Origin of the sequence: uncultured Desulfovibrio sp., assembly GCF_910584445.1 — a bacterium.
In the GTDB taxonomy this organism is placed as follows: Bacteria; Desulfobacterota; Desulfovibrionia; order Desulfovibrionales; family Desulfovibrionaceae; genus Desulfovibrio.
Map to the genome: position 1 here is coordinate 138,730 of NZ_CAJUBO010000003.1, position 14,789 is coordinate 153,518.

14 protein-coding genes and 4 tRNA genes are annotated in these 14,789 nt (G+C 66.2%); all 18 read right to left on the minus strand.

Translation table 11 applies throughout. The annotated features are described in order from the left end of the window. Positions 1 to 132: 132 nt before the first annotated feature. Positions 133 to 1,140, minus strand: a complete 1,008-nt coding sequence (locus tag QZ294_RS02630) for a glycosyltransferase (RefSeq protein ID WP_297046358.1) — start codon at positions 1,138 to 1,140, stop codon at positions 133 to 135. A 119-nt stretch (positions 1,141 to 1,259) separates the two neighbouring features. Continuing rightward, positions 1,260 to 1,649, minus strand: coding sequence for a 50S ribosomal protein L7/L12 (rplL, locus tag QZ294_RS02635; protein ID WP_297046361.1), 390 nt, complete (start codon positions 1,647 to 1,649; stop codon positions 1,260 to 1,262). A 48-nt stretch (positions 1,650 to 1,697) separates the two neighbouring features. Beyond that, positions 1,698 to 2,225 carry a 50S ribosomal protein L10 gene (rplJ, locus tag QZ294_RS02640; RefSeq protein WP_297046364.1) on the minus strand — a complete coding sequence of 176 codons (528 nt, stop codon included), beginning with the start codon at positions 2,223 to 2,225 and terminating at the stop codon, positions 1,698 to 1,700. Between the two features lie 190 nt (positions 2,226 to 2,415). Then, positions 2,416 to 3,123 carry a 50S ribosomal protein L1 gene (gene rplA / locus QZ294_RS02645; RefSeq protein ID WP_297046367.1) on the minus strand — a complete coding sequence of 236 codons (708 nt, stop codon included), beginning with the start codon at positions 3,121 to 3,123 and terminating at the stop codon, positions 2,416 to 2,418. Positions 3,124 to 3,264: 141 nt separating this feature from the next. Then, on the minus strand, positions 3,265 to 3,687 hold the full coding sequence (gene rplK, locus QZ294_RS02650; protein ID WP_297046371.1) for a 50S ribosomal protein L11: 423 nt from the start codon (positions 3,685 to 3,687) through the stop codon (positions 3,265 to 3,267). 53 nt (positions 3,688 to 3,740) lie between these two features. Further along, positions 3,741 to 4,337: a transcription termination/antitermination protein NusG gene (nusG, locus tag QZ294_RS02655; RefSeq protein WP_297046374.1), complete on the minus strand. Its 597-nt coding sequence runs from the start codon at positions 4,335 to 4,337 to the stop codon at positions 3,741 to 3,743. Positions 4,338 to 4,345: 8 nt separating this feature from the next. After that, on the minus strand, positions 4,346 to 4,585 hold the full coding sequence (gene secE, locus QZ294_RS02660) for a preprotein translocase subunit SecE (protein WP_297046377.1): 240 nt from the start codon (positions 4,583 to 4,585) through the stop codon (positions 4,346 to 4,348). A gap of 25 nt (positions 4,586 to 4,610) precedes the next feature. Continuing rightward, positions 4,611 to 4,687 (minus strand) — tRNA-Trp (locus tag QZ294_RS02665). Between the two features lie 45 nt (positions 4,688 to 4,732). Continuing rightward, a complete protein-coding gene (rpmG, locus tag QZ294_RS02670; RefSeq protein ID WP_297046380.1) occupies positions 4,733 to 4,882 on the minus strand; it encodes a 50S ribosomal protein L33 in 150 nt (49 codons plus the stop codon). Between the two features lie 4 nt (positions 4,883 to 4,886). Next, complete coding sequence (gene tuf / locus QZ294_RS02675) at positions 4,887 to 6,080, minus strand: elongation factor Tu (RefSeq protein ID WP_297046383.1); 1,194 nt, start codon at positions 6,078 to 6,080, stop codon at positions 4,887 to 4,889. 163 nt (positions 6,081 to 6,243) lie between these two features. Beyond that, positions 6,244 to 6,319, minus strand: a tRNA-Gly gene (locus QZ294_RS02680). Positions 6,320 to 6,487: 168 nt separating this feature from the next. Further along, positions 6,488 to 6,573: transfer RNA gene (locus QZ294_RS02685), tRNA-Tyr, on the minus strand. A 44-nt stretch (positions 6,574 to 6,617) separates the two neighbouring features. Further along, positions 6,618 to 6,693: transfer RNA gene (locus tag QZ294_RS02690), tRNA-Thr, on the minus strand. 77 nt (positions 6,694 to 6,770) lie between these two features. Then, on the minus strand, positions 6,771 to 7,625 hold the full coding sequence (prmC, locus tag QZ294_RS02695; RefSeq protein ID WP_297046386.1) for a peptide chain release factor N(5)-glutamine methyltransferase: 855 nt from the start codon (positions 7,623 to 7,625) through the stop codon (positions 6,771 to 6,773). Positions 7,626 to 7,642: 17 nt separating this feature from the next. Beyond that, positions 7,643 to 10,180 (minus strand): endopeptidase La, encoded by a 2,538-nt coding sequence (gene lon / locus QZ294_RS02700; RefSeq protein WP_297046406.1) that lies wholly within the window; start codon positions 10,178 to 10,180, stop codon positions 7,643 to 7,645. Between the two features lie 80 nt (positions 10,181 to 10,260). After that, entirely contained in the window at positions 10,261 to 10,953 is a 693-nt protein-coding gene (locus tag QZ294_RS02705) for a RadC family protein (RefSeq protein WP_297046388.1), read from the minus strand. Positions 10,954 to 11,426: 473 nt separating this feature from the next. Beyond that, positions 11,427 to 12,350 carry a DNA polymerase III subunit delta gene (gene holA / locus QZ294_RS02710; RefSeq protein ID WP_297046391.1) on the minus strand — a complete coding sequence of 308 codons (924 nt, stop codon included), beginning with the start codon at positions 12,348 to 12,350 and terminating at the stop codon, positions 11,427 to 11,429. Positions 12,351 to 12,453: 103 nt separating this feature from the next. Further along, on the minus strand, positions 12,454 to 14,789 hold a 2,336-nt coding region (gene leuS, locus QZ294_RS02715; RefSeq protein ID WP_297046396.1), incomplete at its 5' end, for a leucine--tRNA ligase.

Sequence of the window (14,789 nt, forward strand, 5' to 3'; positions counted from 1 at the left end):
CGGGACGGCCGCGCAACGCCCCCGGCCGCCGTCCGGTGCCCTCCCCTTTCCCGGACTTTTGCGATCTCCCCGCAGCGCGGGCGGGGCGGCCGGCCCCCTGTCCGCACGCGCGCCGCGCAGGACCAAGAGCGGTCAGCGGGTGGCGATATGGAGGAAAAAGTCGCGGTAGGGGCGCCATTTTTCCCCGTCCAGTTCAGCGGCCAGCATGCCAAAGGCCACGCGGGCATGAACGCGATGGCTTTGGGCCGCGCCCAGGCGCTGGCAATGCTTTTTGGCTTTCCGCAGTCCGTCGATCATCTCCAGCAAGCTCCGGGCGCGGCTGGTGACATCGTGCCGCGAGATCGCCAACTGACGCCCGTTGGCGGCGATCTCCGCCAGCGCCTGCGGCCGTTTCAGATAGATGGAGGCGATCCTGGCGGCCTCGGCCGCGTTGTTGCGCGTATATGTGGGCAGGATGTTTTCGCCCGGGCGGAAAAGCTCGTCCATGCCATTGCCGCATTTTTCCATCAGCAGCGCCGCGCCCAGGGCCATGGCCTCAAAACAGCGGAAATTGATCTCCGAAAAGGCGGTCTGGTTGAGCACGATCTTGCTGTCGGCAAAAACGGGACGAAAATCGCCGCTGTGAAAATCGAGCGGCAGCAGGGCATCGAAGCGCTCGAGAAACGGCTTGCGGTCCGGATTGTTCCTGTGCCCCAGCGTGCCCACGAAAGAAACCGGCACCCGCCGCTCCGCGAAGGGACGGTCCTCCCCGTGCAGCATGCAGAACAGGGGCAGCCAGCGGGCGTCCTGACCATCCTCCCGGAACAGGGGCACAAAATCCTTCTGGGCGACGCAGACCATGTCGAAAGTGTGGGCGTAGGGCACATGCCAGGGATTGCAATAGGTATCTATGGAATAATACACGGCCGGGCAGGGGATGGCATAGGGGTCGAGCAAAAAGGGCAGGTTGCCGTTGTCGGTATAGATCACCGCGTCGGGAACGAAACCCGCGGACCGGAGCGCCCGTTCGATCCGCTGCCAGACGACCGGATGCTCGAGCGGCAGATCGGCATCGGCGACATGATCCGCCCCCATGACGGCATGTCCCAGCGCGCGCAGGGGCGCATTGAGCACTTGCAAGCCCAGACTCAGGATATTCATGTCCATGCCCCCGGAGCCTATACATGCGGATTTCCCCGGTTCCGGCGCAAAAACGGCGACCCCCGGGGGGGCCGCCGTTCCAGCAAGATATCCGGGTGCCGCCCAGCGGCGGCCCAGGCTTACTTGATCTCCACTTCGGCGCCGGCCTCGGTGAGCTGCTTCTTGGCTTCCTCGGCCTCTTCCTTGGAGACGCCCTCCTTGAGGGTGGAGGGGGCGCCGTCCACCTTCTCCTTGGCTTCCTTGAGGCCAAGGCTGGTCAGGGCGCGCACGACCTTGATGACGCCGATCTTGTTGGCGCCCGCGGCCTTGAGCACCACGTCGAACTCGGTCTTCTCCTCGGCGGCGGCAGCGGCATCGCCACCAGCGGCCGGAGCGGCCATGACCATGGCGGCAGCCGGGGCGGCAGCGGAAACGCCGAACTTCTCCTCAAGCTCCTTGATGAACTCGGAAAGCTCGAGGACGGTCATATTGGAAATGAATTCAACCACTTCTTCTTTGGTAACGGCCATGATGAATCTCCTGATCTTTGGCTGGATGGTTACGCGTCCAAACCGCCGCTAGGCCGCGGCCTTGCCCTTCTGCTCCTCAATAGCCTTGAGGGCGTAGAGCAGGCCACGCAGCATATTGGCGAAGAGCGACACAAAGTTGGTGGGCACGGCGTTCATGGTGCCGAGCAGCTGGCCGAGCAGCTGCTCCCTGCCGGGCAGCTTTGCCAGGGCCTCGACCTGGTCGGCGGACATCTCCTTGCCGTCCAGGCTGGCGCAGCGCAGGCTGAACAGCTTGCTCTGCTTGGCAAAGTCACTCAACGCCTTAGCCACCGCCACAGGGTCGTCGAACCCAAAGGCCACGCCGCAATTCTCATGGAACTTGTCCTTGATGGCGTCGTGGGTGCCGCCGGTAAGAGCGATCCGAGCCAGGGTGTTTTTGACGACATGATATTCGCCGCCCGCATCGCGCAGGCGCACCCGGAGGTTCGTCAGCTCTTCCACCGGCATGCCCTTGAAGTCCGTGAGCGCCGCAAAGGAGGCCACGTCAGCGCGTGACTTGATGGACTCGATGATTACGGCTTTTTCAGACCTGTTCACGTGATACCTCTCACGTCAGGGGTGCCTGGTGGAATGCCGAGCCAAAGATGAAGTCTGGGCAGGAAATTGAGGGCAAGCCCGCCTGCCGTCTTCGACCCGCATTCCGTTTCCTCAGCCAGTGGTTGCAAAGCAACCCCTGAAAGCCGGACCCGGAGGGAAAAACTCCGGGCGGGCGCGGAAATGCCGCGCCCTAGCCTTCAAGAAATTTTTTCACCTGGGTCATGTCGACCTTGAGTCCGGGACCCATGGTGGTGGAAACAGCCATGGAGAGCATGTAATTGCCCTTGGCCGCGGAAGGCTTGAGGCGGTTGACCGCTTCCAGCAGGGCCTTGAGGTTGCCCAGCACCTTTTCAGGCCCGAAGGAGACCTTGCCCAGCGGCGCGTGCAGCACGCCCGCCTTGTCCACCTTGAAGTCCACGCGGCCGGCCTTGAGTTCGTTCACGGCCTTGGCAACGTCAAAGGTGACGGAGCCGGTCTTGGCATTGGGCATCAGCCCGCGCGGGCCAAGCACGCGGCCGATCTGGCCCACCAGGGCCATGACGTCCGGGGTGGCAACGGCGGCGTCGAACTCCAGCCAGCCTTCCTTGATCCGGGCCACAAGGTCCTCGGCGCCCACCACATCGGCGCCGGCGGCCTTGGCCTCGGCCTGCTTCTCGCCCTTGCAGAACACGGCGACGCGCACCGTCTTGCCCAGCCCATGGGGCAGGGTCACGGCGCCGCGCACCATCTGATCGGAATACTTGGGGTCCACACCAAGGCGCAGGGCCACGTCCACGGTCTCGTCAAACTTGGCGAACGCCGCGCCCAGGGACTTGCTCACCGCGTCCTCGACGCTGTAGCGCTCCTGCACGTCGCAGGACTCGACCGCCTTACGGAAATTCTTGCCATGCTTGGGCATGTTACAATCCTTTGCTTATCTCCTGACGTCGCCGGATCTGGGTCGGCGCGGCAGTACGAGTGATGGTCAGAAAACGGCGCCTTTGCCGGAAGCGCCATGCGGCGGCCTGTTACGGCCGTGCGCGCGGCGCGGCCCATGCCGCTATCTGATGTCGATGCCCATGCTCCGGGCCGTGCCCGCGATGGATTTCATGGCCGCCTCAAGGCTTGCGGCGTTGAGATCCGGCAGCTTGAGCCTGGCGATCTCTTCCACCTGGGCCTGGGTGAGGCTGCCGACCTTGGTGCGGTTCGGCTCGCCGGAACCCTTTTCGATCTTGGCCGCCTTCATGATCAGCACCGCCGCGGGAGGCGTCTTGGTGATGAAGGTGAAGGAACGGTCGGCATAGACGGTGATGACCACCGGAATGATCATCCCCTTCTGGTCCTGCGTCCGCGCATTGAATTCCTTGCAGAAACCCATGATGTTCAGGCCGTGCTGGCCCAGGGCCGGACCCACCGGGGGCGACGGATTGGCGGCACCGGCGGGAATCTGCAGCTTGATCTTGGCAACTTCTTTTTTAGCCATTTCTCACATCCTTCATCTCAGACGCGCCCCGAAACGAACGGCGCGGGGCAGGTTCACCCCTTGGAGACCTGCCCGAAATCCAGCTCCACCGGGGTCTGCCGCCCGAAAATGGACACCGAGACGCGCAGTTTCCCCTTGTCGTGGTTCACATGCTCCACAACGCCATTGAACCCGTCGAACGGCCCTTCAATGACGCGCACATCATCGCCGACCTCAAAGTTGAACTTGGGACGCGGCGTTTCCTGACGCATCTCCATGAGCCTGAGGATGCGCTCCGCCTCACCGTCGCGCATGGGCGCGGGCCGGTTCTTGCCGCCCACGAAGCCCGTCACCTTGGGGATGGACTGCACGAGATGCCAGGAAAGATCGGTCATGACCATGCGCACCATGATGTAGCCGGGATAAAACTTGCGCGTGGTCGTGCGGGATTTTTCGCCGTGGCGGCTCGGCTCCTGCACCTTTTCGGTGGGCACCACCACTTCCTCGATGAGTCCCTGGTCCTGCCCGGTGCGGCACATTTCGGCAATGGTCTTCTGCACGCGCTGCTCGAAGCCCGAGTAGGTGTGCACGATATACCAGCGCGCCTTCTTCCCGGCTTCCGGCGCGCCGGCCTCCCCGCCGGGGACGGTTTCGTCAACGGAATCGTTCATAGCGGCCTTCAGGACAGTATGGTCTTGATCAGGCTCGACAGGCCAAGGTCTATCAGGCCCAGAATGACGGCCATGACGGCCACGAAGCCCAGGACCGCCAGCGTCGCCTTGCGCGTCTCCTTGAGCGTGGGCCAAGTGACCTTGCGCAGTTCAGCCTTGGCGGCTTCCACATAACGGATGAAGCGCGTGATGGGATTCGGCGTCTTTTCGGCCCTGTCGTCCACGGCCTGCGCCTGCTTCTTTGCCATAGCGTGCATCCCGGAAGATAAAAAATGGCAGGGCAGGAGGGATTCGAACCCCCAACTTGCGGTTTTGGAGACCGCCGCTCTAGCCGTTAGAGCTACTGCCCTGCGCGCCGCCGGGGGAAGAGGGTCCCCTCCCCCGGCGGAAAGTGACTACCTGGTTTCGCGATGCAACGTGTGCTTCTTGTCCCAGGGGCAATACTTTTTCATTTCCAGACGCCCGGTGGTGTTCTTCTTGTTCTTCCGGGTGCTGTAGTTGCGCCGCTTGCACTCGGTGCAAGCCAGAATGACGTTGACTCTCATGGCCCTACTCGATGATCTCGGTCACAACGCCGGAACCCACGGTGCGGCCGCCTTCACGGATGGCGAAGCGCAGGCCGGCCTCCATGGCGATGGGCGCGATAAGCTCGACGATGAACTGCGAGTTGTCGCCGGGCATGACCATTTCCACGCCTTCGGGCAGGTCGATGACGCCGGTGATGTCCGTGGTGCGGAAGTAGAACTGCGGCCGGTAGCCGGAGAAGAACGGGGTGTGGCGGCCGCCTTCCTCCTTGGAGAGGACATAGACCTCGGCCTTGAACTTCTTGTGCGGCGTGATGGACTTGGGAGCCGCGAGCACCTGGCCGCGCTCCACTTCGTCACGCTTGGTGCCGCGCAGAAGGACGCCGATATTGTCGCCGGCCTCGCCCTGGTCGAGCAGCTTGCGGAACATTTCCACGCCGGTGCAGGTGGTCTTCTGGGTGGGCTTGATACCCACGATCTCCACTTCATCGCCCACCTTGATGACGCCGCGCTCCACACGACCGGTCACGACGGTGCCGCGGCCGGAGATGGAGAACACGTCTTCGATGGGCATGAGGAAGGGCTTGTCGATGTCGCGCACGGGATCGGGGATGAAGCTGTCGCAGGCGGCGAGCAGCTCATCGATGCACTTGGCGGCGGGGGCGTCGGCCGAGTCGCACTCCAGCGCCTTGAGGGCGGAGCCGCGGATGACGGGCACGTCGTCGCCGGGGAAGTCATAGGAGGAAAGCAGCTCGCGCACTTCCAGCTCCACCAGCTCGAGCAGCTCCTCGTCGTCCACGAGGTCGCACTTGTTGAGAAAGACCACGAGCTGGGGCACGCCCACCTGACGGGCGAGCAGGATGTGCTCGCGGGTCTGCGGCATGGGACCGTCGGTGGCGGCCACCACGAGGATGCCGCCGTCCATCTGGGCCGCGCCGGTGATCATGTTCTTGATGTAGTCGGCGTGACCGGGGCAGTCCACATGGGCGTAGTGGCGCTTGTCCGTCTCGTATTCCACATGGGCCGTGGCGATGGTGATGCCGCGTTCCTTTTCTTCGGGGGCCTTGTCGATCTCGTCGTACGAGACGAAGCTGCCCTCGCCCTTGAGACCGGCGATCTTGGTGATGGCCGCCGTGAGGGTGGTCTTGCCGTGGTCGATGTGGCCGATGGTGCCGATGTTCACATGCGGCTTCTTGCGTTCGTATTTCGCTTTGCCCATCTTACGTCTCCCTGGAAAAAAATTGCTGTTTCGGTTCCACTCCGCCGCCGCCGGCAGGGCAACGACGTCTGTCGCGTAACCAGGGGCGCGGCGCGCCCGAATCTTTCCCTGTTCCCAGGGAAGCGCATCGGCGGGGAGTCAGGATCGGGAAACCCTGCAGGAATGGAGCGGGAAACGGGATTCGAACCCGCAACCCTCAGCTTGGAAGGCTGATGCTCTAGCCGTTGAGCTATTCCCGCACAGTGGCGGCGCATTTTCGCGCACCGGGCGCATCACCCGGCGTCCGCCGCGCCGTAGTTCCCCGACAGTCTCACTGTCTCCTACAGCCAAGGCAGCCATATCGTCTCCCCGCATCGCCCGTCCGGGCCGGAAACGGAAGCCGCCCGGCTTCCGCAGGATGCAAGGGATGGTGGAGGGGGGTGGATTTGAACCACCGAAGTCTCACGACGACAGATTTACAGTCTGTTCCCTTTGGCCACTCGGGAACCCCTCCCCACATGCCGCAAAAGCCGCGCAGGGCCTTTGTTCAGCGTCTCGTGGAGCTGGCGATGGGACTCGAACCCGCAACCTGCTGATTACAAATCAGCTGCTCTGCCAGTTGAGCTACGCCAGCGGCAAGTTGCTTTCTTAACCACTTTCACTTTTCTTGGCAAGCAAAAAATATGTTTTCCGCCGCAGGAAACTCCGGTTTCAGCGCCGCCGGGCCACGGTGCAGCGCGCATGCCCGGCAAGATCCGCGCGCGTGCGCGGTCCGTCCAGGCCTTCGGCCGCCAGCAGGCCGCGCACCGCCGCCCCCTGTCCGGCGCCGTGCTCCACGATGACATGTCCCCCCCGGCGCAGCAGGCGGCGCGCCCCGGCGCAGACCGCGGCCAGATGCGCCAGCCCGCCGCGCGGCGAAAACAGCGCCGCCGCCGGCTCGAAGCGCAGCACTTCGTCCATGACTTCTCCGCGCTCGGACTCGCCTATATAGGGAGGATTGCTGATCACAAGATCAAAGGAATGTTCCCGCAGCGGCGGCGCGAAAAGATCGCCCCGCGCAAGCGCAATCCGCGCGTCCTCCCCGGGGGGCAGGAGCGCCACGGCGTTTTCCCGCGCCACGGCGAGCGCCTCCGCGCTTGCCTCCAGCAGGATGCCCCGCCAGGCGGGCCGCTCGCAGACCAGGGTGAGTCCGATGCAGCCGCCCCCGGCGCCGAGATCGACAAAATCCACCGGCGTCGGCGGCAGAAGCTCCAGCGCGGTCTCCACAAGAAGCTCTGTTTCCGGACGCGGCACGAGCGTATGCCGCGTGACGCGAAAATCCCGGCTGAAAAATTCCCGCTTCCCGAGGATGTGGGCCAGGGGTTCGCCCGTGGCGCGCCGCGCCGCCAGCGCCTCCAGCCTGTCGGACTCGGCCGCGCTCAGCGGGCGTTCCGGCAGGAGCGCCACGCCGAGCTTGTCCAGCCCCAGGGCATGGGCGCAGAGCAGGCGCGCGCAAAGGCGGGGGCTGTCCACCCCCGCCTTGTGCAGACGTTCGGCAATATCGCGTTCATGGTCGGCCAGGCGCATGGCTCTCGGCGTTGGGTTCAGGCCGAAGGCCTGTCTGGCAGGCGGGTGACCGGGGTCCTTCTCCGGCGCGGCAGGGGCGCCTCGCCCGTTTTTTTGCCGCTCCCGGCGGCGCGCTTGCCGTTGACGCCGGCGGCCGCGCCGCCCGCGAAGGCCAGGGCCAGCACCTCATCATACCGGCGCACGGGATGCACCCTGATGCGCTTGAGCAGGTCGCCGGGAACGTCCTCAAGGTCCTTGACGTTCTGGTGCGGGATGATCACATGCCCAAGCCCGCGCGCCACGCCGGCGAGGATCTTTTCCTTGATGCCGCCCACGGGCAGCACCCGGCCCCGCAGGGTGATCTCGCCGGTCATGCACAGGTCGGCGCGCGCCGGCCGCCCGGTGAGCGCGGAAATGAGCGCCGTGGTCAGCGTCACCCCCGCCGAGGGGCCGTCCTTGGGGGTGGCGCCGGCGGGCACATGGATGTGCAGGTCCTGCTTGCCCGCAAAGGCCGGGTCCAGCCCCAGGATCTCCGCGCGGGAGCGGATGTAGCTCAGGGCCGCCTGGGCGCTTTCCTTCATGACATCGCCGAGCTGGCCCGTGAGCAGGAGCGCCCCCTTGCCCTTGACCGCCGAGGCCTCCACGGTGAGGACTTCGCCGCCCGCGGGCGTCCAGGCGAGGCCCAGGGCCATGCCCGGATCAAGCTCTGCCTCGGACTCGTCTTCCAGAAAGCGCGGCGCGCCCAGCAGCTTTTCCACCTCCGCCGGGGTGACGCGGAAGGGTCCCCTGGCGCCCTCGGCCTTGCGCCGCGCCAGTTTGCGGCACACGGCGCCGAGTTCGCGCTCCAGATTCCGCACCCCGGCCTCACGCGTGTATTCGCTGATGATCTTGTCCAGGGCGGCGTCGGCCAGGCGCACGTCGCCGGGCTTGAGTCCGGCGTCGGCCACGCGTTTGGGCAGCAGGTGGCGCTTGCCGATCTCGGCCTTTTCCTGCCGGGTGTAGCCCGGAAGGGTGATGACCTCCATGCGGTCGCGCAGGGCCGCCGGGATGGTGTCCACATGGTTGGCGGTGCAGAGGAACAGCACGCGCGACAGGTCGAAGGGCACGTTGAGGTAGTGGTCGCTGAAGGTGTTGTTCTGCTCGGGGTCCAGCACTTCCAGCAGCGCGGAGGAGGGATCGCCGCGAAAATCCGCGCCGAGCTTGTCCACTTCGTCAAGGACGATGACCGGGTTGCGCGTGCCCGCCTGGCGCAGGGCCTGGAGTATCCTGCCCGGCATGGCGCCGATATAGGTGCGCCGGTGACCGCGGATCTCGGCCTCGTCATGCATGCCGCCAAGAGAGAGACGCTGGAACCTGCGCCCGAGCGCCCGGGCGATGGAGCGGCCGAGCGAGGTCTTGCCCACCCCGGGAGGGCCGGAAAAACAGAGGATGCTTCCCTTGGAGCGGGGGTTGAGCTTACGCACGCTGAGAAACTCGAGGATCCGCTCCTTGACCTTGTCAAGCCCGCAGTGGTCCTCGTCGAGGATGTCACGCGCGCGGGCGATGTCGAGCCGGTCGCGGGACTGCTTTTTCCACGGCAGCTCGGCGAGCCATTCCAGATAGGCGCGCAGGACGGAGGCCTCGGAGGAGTCCGCATGCATGGACGCCAGACGCCGGAGCTGGCGGTCGGCCTCGGCGCGGGCCTCTCCGCTCAGGCCGGCCTTGTCCAGGGCTTCCCTGAGGGACGCCATGTCGTCGTCGGACTCGTCCTCGGCGTCGCCCAGCTCGTGGCGGATGGCCTTGAGCTGCTCCCGGAGGAAATACTCCTTCTGCGCCTTGTCCATGCCCTCGCGGGCCGCGCCCTGGATGCGCGCCTGCACGGTGGCGACCTCCAGCTCGTGCTGGAGGCGCTCATGCACCAGGCGCAGGCGCTCCACCGGGTCCACGGACTCGAGGATGGCCTGGGCATCGGCCATCTTCATCCGCAGGTTGGCGGCGATGATGTCCGCCAGGCGGCCGGGATCGTCCACGCCCTGGAGCACGCCGAGAATATCCGGCGAGGAGATGCCGCGCAGGGAAAGCACCTTTTCGCTCTGCTCGCGCACGGCGCGCAGCAGGGCCTCCACGTCGGCGCCCTCCGCCACGGGCGGTTCCGCCACATGCTCCACGCGGGCCTCCAGATACGGCTCGGCCTGGCGGTATCCCGCCACGCGCGCGCGGCTCACGCCCTGGACGAGCACCTTGAGGCGCGAATCCGGCATCCTGAGCATCCGCATGACCTGCACCACGGTGCCGGTCTCGTAAAGATCGGCCGGGCCGGGATCTTCCACGCCCTCCTCGCGCTGGGCCACCACCAGCAGGTGCCGTCCGCGCCGCACCGCCGCCTCCACGGCCCTGACGGATTTTTCCCGGCTGATGAAGAGCGGCAGGATCATGTAATTGAACACCACCACATCGCGCACGGGCAGCACCGGAAGCACGGGCGGCAGGGTCCGCTCCGCATCGGCGGGTCCGCCGGTTTCGCCGTCCTGACGCGCGGCGTCGGCGGCGGCATCGGCCGCGAGGGCTTCGCCGGGTGCCCCGGCCCGAGGGTCCATATCGTCATCCGCAGGGCTTGCGCCCTCCGGGAAGGTATCGGGATTCTTGGTATCGTCGGCCATGGTTTCCCCCTGAAAACTCAGAGAACCTTGCACTGTGTGATGCTGTAGCAATCGCCATCGGTGATGATGACGTGGTCCAGAAAGCGAAGCCCCAGGCACGGGGCGAGACGTTGCAGCTCCGCCGTGAGCGCCAGGTCGGGCTGCGAGGGGTGCGTGTCGCCGCCCGGGTGATTATGCACAAGGATGATGCCGCTCGCCTTGCGCGCCAGCGCAACTTCCAGCACATCGCGCGGCTGGACGGCCACCGCGCTCACACCGCCCCGGTTCAGACGCTCCCAGGCGGTGAGCCGGTTCTGCGCGTCCACCAGGGCGATCCACGATTCCTCATGCGGACAGGCCGCCAGCCGCTCCCGCGCCATATGGGCGACAGCTTCAGGAGAGGCCAGCACTTCCCGCCGGCGGAGCGGCGAGGACGCGCGCCGCGCCAGCACCTCGCGCAGCAGCTGCCAGAAGGCCAGCAGGCCGGGTCCGAAGCCCGGCACCTGCGCCAGCTCGTCGGGCCTGGCGTCCAGCGCGCCGCGGATGCTCCCGAAACGGCGCAGCAATTCCTTGGCAAGCGGTTTCGTATCCTTGCGGCGCAGGACATGGCCCAGCAGAAGTTCCACGACCTCGTAATCGGCCACGGCCTGCGGCTCGCGGACGAGCCGCTCGCGGAGACGGGCGCGGTGGCCGGCATGGGCAGGCGGGGAAGCCTCGGCGCTGGCTGACATAGAGTAAGCAGTCCTGGACGTTTGACAAGGGCGGCCCCGGCGGATCAGCGGGCCGGACGGGCCTGTCTACCGCACTTCGGGGCAAAAGCAAAGGCTCTGTCAGACAATATGGCAATATGGTTGGTGGATATTCCGGATTCCGTCTGGAGCGAAGCGACAGACGGGTGCTGGTGCCGGAAGAATCCGAAAAAATACGATGCTTCGAGGCTGGCAAGGAAGAGAAAATTTTTCGCAGGGAGTGTACTCACGTACTCGACCAAGAAAAATTTTCTCTGACGCAGCCCGCATCGAAGCCATTCGGAGGGCGCGCCGCAGGCGCGTTTGCGTTGCCGCGCGAAGCGCGGCTTACGCAAATGGACCGCAACGCGCAGTTGTTTTTGACGGATAATTTCGGCAGTACCCACACAGCACAGGCGCGTCGCCAACTCAAAGAGTATAGCAAAACAAAAAACAAAGCGGCGGCGCCGGAAGCCTCAGGAACTGCGCGCCGGAGCGCAGAGCGTCGCCAGTTCAACGGCGAGGCTCTCCAGCGCCTGCGCGGGGCTGCGCCGCCCGCTCTTGACCTGCCATTCCGCATCCGCCAGGACGGCGAAACCGCGGGCAACGCCGGCGGCGCCCAGGCGTTGCGCCAGCGCCCGCTTGGCTGCGGCATCCGAGGGATGGAGCCGCACATCCTCGCCCGCGAGGAGCTGCCAGAGCAGGCGCCAGTCACGGGCCAGGAGCGCCAGCAGGGAAAAGAGCAGCCGGTCATCGTCTTCGCCGCGCGCGAGTTCCCGCCATGCGCCCGCAAGGTCGCCCTGCTCCAGCCGGCGGATGCAGGCAAAGACATTGCATTCCGGGCTCCAGCCGGCCGTGGCCGTCATGGCGGTGTCCACCGTCGCCCCGCCGGCCATGAGCAAAAGCTTGCGCAGCTCGTTCTCGATGGCGAGGCCGTCCGGGGGCACGGAGGCGCAGAACTGTTCCAGCGCATCCGGCGCGAACGAAAGGCCCAGTGCCCGCGCCCGCGCCCGCACATGACGGCCCAGGTCGCGCTCGCTCAGGCCCTCCCCGCGCCAGACCCAGCCGCGTCCATCGGCAAAGGCGAAACAGCGCAGACGCGTGATATGGGCCGGGAGCCTGGGGCGACGCTTCTCCCATTCGCCCTCGAGGCAGAACAACGGCCACGCGCGCGCCGAGGGCCGGGCAATGGCCCGCGAGAGTTTTTTCCACACCGCCGCGGGCCAGAGCTGCGCCTGCCGCACCACGATGGCGCGCGACGCCCCGAAAAGCTCCTCAAGGCTCAGGAGTTCCCAAAAGCGGGGCGCCGGTTCCTCGTCCCCCCAGAAAACATGCCGTTCCCAAGCGCCGCGTTCCGGCGGCCATGCCGCCAGCGCCTCCTCCAGGGCGCAGCGAAGCATGTGGCCGTCCGGACAGACAAAAAAACTGAAGCCCGGACGCTCCCCGCCCGGCCCGGCCGGGGATGCCGCGTTCTGGGCACCGGACGCCGCCATGAGGACCCCGCTAGCCCGCCACGATGTTGACGAGCTTGCCGGGAACCACCACCACCTTGCGCACGGTCAGGCCCGCAAGGTGCCGCTGCGCCGCCGGATCGGCCAGCGCGGCCGCTTCCAGCGCGGCCTTGTCCGCCCCGGCCGGTGCCTCCAGCGTGCCGCGCAGCTTGCCGTTGACCTGCAGGGCCACAGTGATGGTGTCCCGCGCAAGGGCGCCTTCATCCCACACGGGCCACGGCTCGGCGCCCACGTCGCCGTCATGGCCGAGACGCTCCCAGAGTTCGGCGCAGATATGCGGCGCCACCGGCGACAGAAGCGTCAGCACCGTAGCCATGACCGAGGAGAAGACGCGGCGCTCCGCCTCGTCGCGTCCGAGTTTTTCGCGGGAGAGATACAGGGCGTTGACCAGTTCCATGACCGCCGCGATGGCCGTATTGAACTGGAAACGGCCCACGGCCATGTCCGCCGAGACCTTTTTTACGGTCTCGTGCTCCTTGCGGCGCAGATCGCGCGCGGCGGCCGATGCGGCGTCCGCCGCCGTGGCGCCGCAGGCATGCAGCGGCAGGAGGCGCTCCCGCTCTTCCATGAAGAGCCGCCAGATACGCGAGAGAAAGCGCGAGGCGCCCTCGATGCCCGCATCCGTCCATTCAAAATCGCGCTCCGGCGGCGCGGCGAAAAGGCAGAACAGGCGCACCGTGTCGGCGCCGTATCTGGCGATCATTTCCGACGGGTCCACCACATTGCCCTTGGACTTGGACATCTTGCTGCCGTCCTTGAGCACCATGCCCTGGGTGAGCAGGCGCGAGAACGGTTCGGAGAGGTCCGGGGGGTAAAAGCCCAGGTCGCGCAGGGCCTTGGTGAAGAAACGGGCGTACAGGAGATGGAGGATGGCATGCTCCACGCCGCCGATATAGAGGTCCACGGGCATCCAGTAGGCAAGCGCCTCCGGGTCGAAGGGCGCCCCGGCCTCACGGGCGGCGGTATAGCGCGAGAAATACCAGGAGGATTCCACGAACGTGTCCAGGGTATCGGTCTCGCGGCGCGCCGGGCCGCCGCAGCGCGGGCAGGCGCAGTCAACGAAGGACGGCGTCTCCGGCAGGGGCGAGCGGCCATCGTCGCGCACCTTGACATCCAGCGGCAGGATGACCGGCAGGTTTTCCTCCTTTTCCGGCACCATGCCGCAGCGTTCGCAATAGACCACCGGAATGGGCGCGCCCCAGTAACGCTGGCGCGAGATGTTCCAGTCCCTGAGGCGGAACTGGATGGCGGAACTCCCCTTGCCTTCGGCTTCCAGGGCCGCCACCACGGCCTTCTTGCCCGCCTCGTTGTCCATGCCGTCGAAGCGGCCCGAATTGACCATGACGCCCGGGCCGGTATAGGCGCCCTCCATGGTTTCGGGGTCCAGATGCGCGCCTTCAGGCTCCACCACCACGCGCACGGGCAGCCCGTACTTGCGGGCGAACTCGAAATCGCGCTGGTCGCCGGAAGGCACCCCCATGACCGCGCCCGTGCCGTAGCCTGCCAGGACGAAATTGCCGAGCCAGATGGGCACGCGGGCGCCCGTCAGCGGATGGACGGCATAGGCGCCGGTGAAGACGCCCTCCTTTTCCAGCGTGTCGGACTGGCGCTCCAGGCGGTCCATGTTGCGGATGCGTTCCACAAAGGCGCGCACCTCCTCCGCCTGGGGCAGGCCCTCGATGAGCCGTTCCACCAGCGGATGCTCGGGCGCCAGGGTCATGAAGGTGACGCCGAACAGCGTGTCCGGCCTGGTGGTGAAGACCTCCACATGGTCCATGCCGTCATAGTCGCGCTCCAGACCGAAACGGATGCGCGCGCCTTCCGAACGGCCGATCCAGTTGCGCTGCATGGTGATGACCCGGTCGGGCCAGCCGCCCTCCAGGCGGTCGAGATCCGCGAGCAGCTCGTCGGCGTAGGCCGTGATGCCGAGAAACCACTGGGTGAGTTCCTTCTGCTCCACCACGCTGTCGCACCGCCAGCAGCGGCCTTCCTCCACCTGCTCGTTGGCGAGCACGGTATGGCACGAGGGGCACCAGTTCTGCGGCGCCTTCTTGCGGTAGGCAAGCCCCTTTTCCAGCATACGCAGGAAAAAGAGCTGTTCCCAGCGGTAATATTCCGGCCGGCAGGTGGCGATCTCGCGCGACCAGTCATAGGAAAAGCCCATGCGCCTGAGCTGGGCGCGCATCTCGGCGATATTGCCGTAGGTCCAGGCGGCGGGCGGCACATGGTGCTTGATGGCGGCGTTTTCGGCGGGCAGGCCGAAGGCGTCCCACCCCATGGGGTGCAGGACGTTGAAGCCCTGCATGCGGCGCATGCGCGCCACCACGT

Coding starts and splice junctions, on each gene's coding strand:
- tuf (WP_297046383.1), bottom strand. CDS start 6,080: ATGGGCAAAGCGAAATACGAACGCAAGAAGCCGCATGTGAACATCGGC.
- secE (WP_297046377.1), bottom strand. CDS start 4,585: ATGGCAAAGAAGCAGGCGCAGGCCGTGGACGACAGGGCCGAAAAGACG.
- rplK (WP_297046371.1), bottom strand. CDS start 3,687: ATGGCTAAAAAAGAAGTTGCCAAGATCAAGCTGCAGATTCCCGCCGGT.
- nusG (WP_297046374.1), bottom strand. CDS start 4,337: ATGAACGATTCCGTTGACGAAACCGTCCCCGGCGGGGAGGCCGGCGCG.
- holA (WP_297046391.1), bottom strand. CDS start 12,350: ATGCTTCGCTGCGCCCTGGAGGAGGCGCTGGCGGCATGGCCGCCGGAA.
- QZ294_RS02705 (WP_297046388.1), bottom strand. CDS start 10,953: ATGTCAGCCAGCGCCGAGGCTTCCCCGCCTGCCCATGCCGGCCACCGC.
- rpmG (WP_297046380.1), bottom strand. CDS start 4,882: ATGAGAGTCAACGTCATTCTGGCTTGCACCGAGTGCAAGCGGCGCAAC.
- lon (WP_297046406.1), bottom strand. CDS start 10,180: ATGGACCCTCGGGCCGGGGCACCCGGCGAAGCCCTCGCGGCCGATGCC.
- rplA (WP_297046367.1), bottom strand. CDS start 3,123: ATGCCCAAGCATGGCAAGAATTTCCGTAAGGCGGTCGAGTCCTGCGAC.
- QZ294_RS02630 (WP_297046358.1), bottom strand. CDS start 1,140: ATGAATATCCTGAGTCTGGGCTTGCAAGTGCTCAATGCGCCCCTGCGC.
- prmC (WP_297046386.1), bottom strand. CDS start 7,625: ATGCGCCTGGCCGACCATGAACGCGATATTGCCGAACGTCTGCACAAG.
- rplL (WP_297046361.1), bottom strand. CDS start 1,649: ATGGCCGTTACCAAAGAAGAAGTGGTTGAATTCATTTCCAATATGACC.